We start from the raw sequence: 8,553 nt of genomic DNA, 5'->3' as shown, positions 1-8,553 counted from the left end.
GCCGAGGCGGCGGCCGCAGAGGCGCCCGGCTATTACATCGGCGCGCACGCGGGGCGCAACAATCCGGACGGCTGGCGGCCCAGCGTCGACCTCGGCGCCGGCACCGCATTCGAAGGAGAAGCCACTCTGCGCCGCGGCAGCCATGCAGGCCTGGTGGCGGGACGCGAGCGCGGGCACCTGCGCTACGAAGCCGAATATGCACGGGGCCAGCTGCGCTTCACGCGCCTGGCCCTGTAAGGACTGGAACAGCAGGCCAGTGGCCGCGGCCATTATGATCTGCTGTTCGCCAACATCTACCGCACCGACACGCTGGGCGGCGGCTTGGGCAGCTTCATCGGCGCCGGCGCCGGCTGGGCCAAGGTCGACTTGCCGGAACTGGGCTTTACCGGCGGCTGCAGCTGCTTCGGCCCCGCCAAGGAAAGCGGGTGGGGATGGCAGCTGCGCGCCGGACTGGCCTACCGCGTCGCGCAGCAGCACCGCGTCGGCCTGCAGTACACCTACCTCAGCCTGCCCGGTGCCAGCCGCGGCGCCGAACCATCCGTCACCTACCGGCGCGAACGCTTCGGCGCCCTTGGCGTCGGCTATGCCTACGCGTTCTGAGCCGCTTACAGCGCAAAGATGGGCTTGCGGGTTTTCCACAGGCCGTTGGTGAAGTCCGGGAAGTCCAGCGTCTGGAAGTTCTGCGCGATGGACATCTCGGACAGCGGCGTGATGGCGCTCCACGCCACCGCGTCATAGATATCGATCGGCATCGGCGCCTTCGCCTTCAGCGCTTCGACGAAATCGTGGATCACGAAGAAGTCCATGCCGCCATGGCCCGCCCCTTCCGCGCGCGACGCGTACTTGCGCCACAGCGGATGGTCGTACTTCTCCTGGTAGGCCTGGAAGTCCTCCCACTGGTGCGGCTTGCTCTTGCCTTCGATATGGATCGAGTGGTTGATATCCATCCATAGCCCGTCCGTGCCCTGCACCCGGAAGCCCAGCGAGTACGGGCGCGGCAGCGATGTGTCGTGCTGCAGCAGGATCGTCTCGCCGTTCTCGCAGGCCAGCGTGGTGGTCACGATGTCGCCCAGTTTGAATTTCGTCTTCGCGCTTGGGTGCTGCGCGCCGCCCGGTTGCTTGACGATATAGTCGTGCAGCCCGCGCGCCTTGCTGGCGAAGGCGTTGATGCGCGTGAAGCGGTTACCCCGGTTGATGTTGGTGTACATCGCGCACGGACCGATGCCGTGGCTTGGATACAGCTCGCCGTTGCGCTGCACCGAGTGCTCGGTGCGCCAGCGCGCTTCGGAGAAGCCCTTGGCGCCGTATTCCAGACCGCTGCCGTAAGGCTTCGCCGGGTCGCCATTGTTGAACTTCACCGCGCGCAGGTCGTGCTGGTAGCCGCCCTGCAGGTGCACCAGCTCGCCGAACAGGCCGGCGCGCACCATCTGCAGCACCGCCATCACGTCGCGCCGGTAGCACACGTTCTCCAGCAGCATGTAGGGCGTACCGGTCTTGAGCTGGGTGTTCAGCACATCCCAGTGGTCCTGCAGGGTCACGCCGGCCACCACTTCGCAGCCCACCGCCACCTTGGCCTGCATGGCGGCGATGGACATCTCCGCATGCCATTCCCAAGGCGTGGCGATGATGACGCCATCGAGCTTGCCCGCCTTGCCGCCATCAAGCAGGCGGCGGTAGGCTTGCGGGTCGCGGTCTTCGCCGAAGGTGGCCGGCTTGGCCTTGCCTTCCTTTTCCACCTGCTTCAACGCGCGGCCCAGCATCACCGGGTCGATGTCGCACAGCGCCACCACGTCCACGTCGTCGCGGCGCAGCAGTTCCTTGAGCAGCACCTGTCCGCGCATGCCGGTGCCTATCATGGCGATGCGCTGCTTGTCACCGCCGCCCGCCGCGAACGCGCGCGGCAGCAGCAGGCTGCCCGCCAGCGCGGCGCCGGCGGTGAGGAAATGTCGTCGGTCCAGTTTCTTATCCATCTGTTCAGCCTCGAATGTTATGCGTTGATTGTAGCGGGTCACCAGAATTTGTAGCTGGCCGAAACGGCGAACTGGCGGCCGAACAGGTTCTGGCTGTGGTTGTAGCCTTCCCAGCCGTTCGGGTCGTAGTAGGGTTTCTTGTCCAGCACATTCTTGATGTTCAGGCCCAGGTCCAGGTTCTTCACCGGTTTCCAGCTCAGCGCCAGGTTCACCGTGGTGTATGACGGCGCGCCGTCGCACAGCGTTTCAGGCAGCGCCACCGACGCGGCGGTGCACTTGCCCGGTGCGTTGTCCTCGTCCCATGGGCCGTAGGCCCACTTGGTTTTGCCCGAGTAGTTGACGAACACGCTGGTGACGAAGTTGCGGTAGCTCCAGTCGGCGTTCACGGTGGCACGGAAGCGCGGCGAATCGTAGTAGCCCACGCTGTTGCCGTTGAAGCCTTCGCCGTTGTCGCTGCTGACCGTTTCGCGCTTGCGGATGGTGGCCGAGATGCCGGTGCCCAGTTTGCCCATGTCGCCCAGCGAGAAGCGGGTGCGCGCGTCGATGTCCACGCCGTCGATCAGCGTGCGGCCGCGGTTCGAATAGGAGTTGATCAAGCCGCCCAGGTTGCCCACCGAGTAGCGCGGGATGCCGCCAGAGCAGGACGCCGCGTTGGCGGGGTTGGCGCACATGGCCGCCACGGCCGCCATGTTGCCACGGTCGGCGTCAGTCAGCTCGCTGCGGATCGCCTGGTCGGTTCCTGCCAGGGTCGGGCCGTGCTTTTCCACCAGCTGGGTGAACAGCTCGTTGAAGTCCTGGCGCACGATCTCGTTGCGGCGATAGACGAACCAGTAGTCCACCGAAATGCTCACGTCCTTGGCCGGCTGCAGCACCATGCCCAGGGTCGAGATCTTCGCCTTTTCGGGGCGCAGCTCCGGGTTGGGTGGGGTCAGGCCGCCCACCGTGGTGGAGCAGTTCGAGTTCAGCAGGGTCTTGCCCAGGTCGACATCGGTCGGCGTGACGGATTTCATCAGCATGCGCGCGATGGCGTTGGTCTCGTCGCAGCGCACCGTGTCGCGGATGCCGCCCACTTGCGCGAACACGCCGCCGGTGCCGGATTCGGCCAGGTTGGGCGCACGGAAACCTTCAGAGTAGGTACCGCGCAGCAGCAGCTCGGGCCGCGCGCGCCATTGCACGCCCAGCTTGGGCGCCAGGTTGGCCGAGAAGTTGGGGTACTTGTCCAGGCGCGCGGCGGCATTCAGTTCCAGCTTGTCGGTGACCGGCACCACGACTTCGCCGAACACCGCGCCGACGGTGCGGGCGCCGTCGAACCACGAGCCGCCCTGCTGCGTGATGAGGCCATTGGCCGCATCCGCGTTGCCTGGGGTGAGGAAGCTCTCGCGCATCAGGCTGGCGCCGAAAGCGGCGCGCACCTCGCGTTCGCCCAGCTTGAACAGCGTGCCTTCCACCTTGCCGTCCCAGGTGATCAGCTTGGTCCAGGACTGGATGTCGAAGGTTGGATAGGCTTCGCGCAGCAGCGCGGCGTTGGCTTCGTTAATCTGGCCGAACTTGTAGGCCGGGTTATCGGAAATGTAGGTGCGGCCGGTCAGCGGGTCTTTGGTGAACGGGCCGAAGGCCTTTTCAAAGCCCTTGGTGTTGACGTTGATGGTCTGGTACAGCGTGGAGTGGCTGCCGGCCACGCTCAGCGCGGTCTCGAAGTCCCAGCCGCCGCCGATGCTGCCGCGCAGGCCGGCCAAGGCGCGGTAGTTGGCGTCCTCGTTTTTCTGGCCGAAGTGGCCGGGCGCATCCTGCATCAGGTAATTCAGGCCGGCGGCGCCGCCCATCTTGGCCGCCATGTCGGCGCCCAGCTTGCCTTGCAGGTAGCTGTTGGTTGGGCTCAGGTAGGGGTAGGCGAAGGTGTTGAGCTTGGTGCCGGTGTTGCGCGCGAACCAGTTGTTGGTGCTGCCGCTGTTGAAGCTGCGCGGGCCATTCTCGCCGCGCAGCTTGATGTGGGTGTAGGCCGCCTCCGCAAAGCCTTCCAGGTCGCCGCCCAGCTTCACGCGGCCGCTGACGAAGGCGGTGGCGCGGTCCGAGGTGGGGCCGGTGTCCAGCGCGTAAGGCAGGTTGTTCCAGATGCAGCGGGTGCCGGAGGCTTCCGTCAGCGTGTTGGTGCAGCCGTTGACCGCGCGCTGGGTACGGGCGTTGTTGTTGGCCTTGTCGAACACGAAGAAGGTGCCCGGGTTCATCACGCCAGGCTCGCTGCCGGTGCCGATGCGGAAATTGGGTACGAAGGTGGGATTGTTGACGTAGAAGTAGTCGGGGCGCTTCAGGTAGGTGTCGGCCAGCGAGATGCGGTCGCGCTGGTAGACGTTCACCGAGCCGTAGACGTTGTAGCCGTCGGTGTTCAGGTCGCCCTGGCCGTAGATCAGGCTGGCCTGGCGCTCGCCGTAGGACTTCACGTCCGGCGAGAAGTCGGCATTGGCGCGCGCTTCCAGGCCCTGGTAGTTTTTCTTGGTGATGACGTTGATCACGCCGGCCACCGCGTCCGAGCCGTAGACTGCCGATGCGCCGTCGGTCAGCACTTCCATGCGCTCGATGGCGGCGGCGGGGATGGCGTCGATATTGACGAACATGGTCTGGAAACCGGCCGGCGCGCCGTAGAAGGACAGGCGGCGGCCGTTCAGCAGCACCAGCGTGCCTTGCGCGCCGAGGCCGCGCAGATTGGCCTGCGAGCCGCCGTCGGAGCCGGTGAACATGGAGCGGAAATCCTGCTGGGCGGGACGCGCCGCCGGCAGGTTGTCCAGCACCTGCAGCAAGGTGCGCGCCCCCATGTTTTCGATCTGCTTGGCGTCGATCACCTGCACCGGCGACGCGGTTTCGGCGTTGATGCGTTTCAGGCTGGAGCCGGTGACTTCAACCCGTGTAATTTTTTCGGCCTTGCCGGCCTTGTCTTCCGCCTCGTCGGCTGCAATCGCCGAAGAAGCCAGTCCCACCGCCACCATCGCGGCCATCATTTTTTTCAATTGCATGGTTCTCTCCCTTTTATAAGTGGTTTGTTATCGTGAGGCTGCAAGACTCCCTCCCCGGTCCGGAGAGGGGCTCGTTTCTTGGTAAAGATGGGTTGCAGTCAGCGCGGCTGGACGGTGGCGCCCTCGGTGCCGAGCAAGACGGCGTTGGCCCAGTTGCCGCACACCTGCGCCGGCTTGCTGCCGCGCGCGCCCAGGGTGCGCAGGCTGATCTGGCCCAGGCCGCGTACATCGATCTCCGGCTTGACCACCGCCGGGGCATTGACCAGGCCACTGTCGTACAGCAGGCGCTCGCCGCTCCAGACCTGGAACTGCAGGCCGCCAGCGCTGCGGCAGCTGTCGTCCACGCCCAGGTCGGCGCGCAACAGTTTCCAGTTGCCGTTCAGTTGCAGGTCGATGCGGCTGGACGGGCCGACGCCGAGGCCCTTGCGGAACCACAGGCCGTTCATGCGCATGTCGTTCGTCTTGCTTGCAGGCTTGTCGCGGCCGACGCTTTTCGGCAGCGCCAGGTCGGACAGGTAGCGCTGCAGTTCCGGGCCGTCCGGCAGCTGGTGTTCCATCACGCGGAACTCGGACAGCGTGATGGGCGACACTTCGCTCGGCACGGCGGCATTGAAGGCGCGCGCCGGCGCTGCAGCGCCCGGCTGCACGGCGGTCACCATGGGATCGGTGCTTGCCGCAGCATCGCCCTCGGGGTTCTGGGTGCTGAGCACGCGGAAGCGCAACAGACGGCCGGCTGCGGGAGGGAAGCTGATAGCTTGCACGCCCTGCTGAAGTTTCAGCTGGCCGCGCTTGATGGGCGCGCCCCAGTCGCCGTTGTTGTCGCCAATGTAGATTTCATAGTCGCGGATCTGGCCGTGCTTCCAGTGCTCGCCGGTGCGCGGCGCCAGTTCGATGCCGTCGACCAGGCGGCGCTCGGTGAAGCCGATCACCCATTCGTGCGGGCCGCCATGCATGGCCGGGCTGCGCGGCGTGCGGAACCAGGTTTCGGGCTTGCCGTCGAACGCGTTCTCCATTGGATGGCCGCTCTCTTCCGCAGGGCGGTTGAGCACCATCATGGTGTCCGCCGTCAGCGCGCGGCCGGTGGCTGGCGCAGCCGGGAAGTCGTCGTCGGCCTGGGCCAGCAGGGTCGTATCCGCTGCGGCGCTTGTTGCCTGCACGCTGAAGACCAGCGGCTGGCGGATGTCCTGCTTGGCAGTCTTGACGTGCAGCGTGCCAAGGCGGTCGGCAGCGTCGAAGTACCAGCCCTCGGCAGCGGCCTCGAACGCGGCGCGGTCCGCCAGCGCAGCCAATGCCCGCGCCGGCGCGGATGCGGCGCCGGCGGCAATCTGCACGCCGGCCGGCTTCTGCCGCGCCAGGATGCGCAGCGCATAGCTGCGGCGCGCTTCCTGCCCCGCGTAGCTGCCCTTGACGGCGCCAACCTCGACGCGCACGCCGCCTGGCGCACCGGCTGGTGCCTGCATGCGGATTTCCTGCTCGCTGAACGCGCCCTCCTGGTATTTGCGGCTGTTGCCGTCGTCCTCATACAGCGTGAACGACGACTCGCCTTGCGGGTACAAGTCCAGCGTCAGCTGGTCTTTCGGCTTCTCGCCGTCGAACAGCACTTCGGGATACATCGGCAGGATGGCGCCGGCGCGGACGAACACCGGCAGCTTGTCCAGCGTTACCTGCAGATCGATATCGCGCCCGCCCGCGCCGGCCGTGGCCTGGCGGCCGTCCCAGTAGTCGAACCACTGCCCTTGCGGCAGATGGATGGCTTTGCGCCAGCCCGCGCTCACCGCCTGGCTGCGGTACACCGGCGCCACCAGCAGGTCGCGTCCCAGCAGATACTGGTACTTGTAAGCTTCGGTGTAGGCCGCCGGATCGGTCGCGTTGTCCCACATCAGCCCCCGCACCAGCGGCGCGCCGCTTTGCTCGGCCTCGCGCATCAGCGTGTACATATACGGCGTAAGGCGCAGCTTGAGCTTGAGGTAGCGGCGGTTGATGCTGCGGTACGGCTCGCCGAACCACCATGGATGCTTGCGTTCCGCCGCCGCCCAGCCGGACATCCCCATCAGCACCGGCGTAAACGCCTTCCACTGCAGGTCGCGCGTGTAGGTCTCCGGGCTGCCGCCGAAGATCGCGTCCACGTCGCCGGTGGCATAGGCCTGGCCGGACAGGCCGGAGCCGATCAGTGTCGGGATATGCCAGCGGATGTAGTCCCAGCTTGCGCTCTGGTCGCCGGTCCAGGTAACCGCGTAGCGCTGCGTGCCGGCCCAGCCCATCACGGTCCAGATGAATGGGCGGCCGTCGGAGTGGTTCAGGATGCCGTCGTAGGCCGACTTGTTGGCGTCCAGCGAAAACTGGTAGCCCTTGCCGGTCCACGCCACGTCCAGCTTCTGCGCGCGGCTGCCGGCGGTGCCGACTTCCCACGCCATTTTCTCCACGCCGTTTTCGGTCCACAAGCCGGTGCGGAAGCCATACTTGGCCAGCCCCTGCACCGTCTCCGGCAGATGGGTGTAGCCGCAGCCGTAGCCGTCGTTCGGCAGGATCCAGCCGCCCGGCATGTCGTGCTCGCGGTAGCGCCGCGCCACCGACTCCACCACGTCCGGCGTCTTGCCGGTGGGGCCGTCCGACCAGTCCTTCGGCACGGTGCCCGGCTTCTTCACGTTGTCGCCGTCGTTGTAGCAGTCGGCGTCGCCGTATTCCAGCGCCCAGCGCGGCAGCATGCGTGCGCGGCCGGTCCATTCGGTATAGCGCGACAGCACGTCACGCACGTTCTTGCCCACGAAGTAATAGGCGTCGAAGCGCCCTTCCGCGTGCTCCAGCGAGATCTGCTCGTTCTGGCGCAAATCGTAGCTGCCGTCCGACCAGGTGTTGCGCAGCACGCCCCAGCCGCGTGAACTCATGAGGAAAGGCGCAGGGCTGGGCCGGTCGCCCTCTTCCCAGCCGCCCGAATAGGACACCTGCAACTGCTTGCCCTTGAATTCGTAGCGGCCGTTCTGCTGGCCGCCGCCGAAAAAGCGTTCGGTCTTATCAGTCGACAGGGTTTGCACCGCCTGTTTCGCGCCCAGCTCCAGCGGCTGCACTTCGCTCCACAGCGGCACGCTGTCGCCGGCGCGGTACAGGGTGAAGCGCAGCGGCTTGCGGTCGATGCGCAGGGACAGCGCGTCTGTGCTGATCAGGATATGGCCGGGCTGCTCGCTCACGCTGTGCCTGACCTGCGCAGCCGGGGCGGCCACCACGATGGCGGCGGCCTTGTCGCCGGCGCCGGTCAGCCCCGTGCCTTTCGGTCCGGCCCAGATGCGCACCACGTCCGCGCGCGGCAGGCTAAGCTGTACTACGGCACCGGTATCGGTGACCAGGTTCCACTGCTGGCCGTCGCCAGCAGCAATGCTGCGCAGGTTGCCGACCGGCGCGGCCATCGCTGGTGCGCAGGCCACCAGGCAGATCAAAGGAAGAACAGGCGAAAGACGTTTCATATCGAAAGTTTTTATATGTCTGATACGACCACTTTAGGAACAAAAACAAACAAGGTCAACAAAAAGAAAGCGAAAACACGAAAAAATGGCAGAAATCGCCAAACAATCGCATCATTT

General features: G+C 66.1%; 5 protein-coding genes. 2 read left to right on the top strand and 3 right to left on the bottom strand.

Annotated elements, in window-relative coordinates:
- Positions 1 to 237 (top strand): hypothetical protein (locus AC6H42_RS28835; protein ID WP_497549514.1); only part of this gene is annotated, 237 nt, incomplete at its 5' end.
- 84 nt (positions 238 to 321) lie between these two features.
- Positions 322 to 600 carry an outer membrane protein gene (locus AC6H42_RS28830; RefSeq protein WP_497549513.1) on the top strand — a complete coding sequence of 93 codons (279 nt, stop codon included), beginning with the start codon at positions 322 to 324 and terminating at the stop codon, positions 598 to 600.
- A gap of 5 nt (positions 601 to 605) precedes the next feature.
- Here the strand turns inward: AC6H42_RS28830 and AC6H42_RS28825 are convergent, their stop codons facing one another.
- From AC6H42_RS28825 to AC6H42_RS28815, 3 genes are all read right to left on the bottom strand, one after another.
- On the bottom strand, positions 606 to 1,970 hold the full coding sequence (locus tag AC6H42_RS28825; RefSeq protein ID WP_497549512.1) for a Gfo/Idh/MocA family protein: 1,365 nt from the start codon (positions 1,968 to 1,970) through the stop codon (positions 606 to 608).
- 38 nt (positions 1,971 to 2,008) lie between these two features.
- Positions 2,009 to 4,978, bottom strand: a complete 2,970-nt coding sequence (locus AC6H42_RS28820) for a TonB-dependent receptor plug domain-containing protein (protein WP_200953957.1) — start codon at positions 4,976 to 4,978, stop codon at positions 2,009 to 2,011.
- Between the two features lie 98 nt (positions 4,979 to 5,076).
- Positions 5,077 to 8,436 carry a TIM-barrel domain-containing protein gene (locus AC6H42_RS28815; protein ID WP_057154950.1) on the bottom strand — a complete coding sequence of 1,120 codons (3,360 nt, stop codon included), beginning with the start codon at positions 8,434 to 8,436 and terminating at the stop codon, positions 5,077 to 5,079.
- Positions 8,437 to 8,553 lie beyond the last annotated feature (117 nt).

Source organism: Massilia sp. NBRC 108631 (assembly GCF_059704565.1).
Note: the sequence above shows the minus strand (reverse complement) of the source record. Positions and strands in the feature narration are given on the sequence as shown.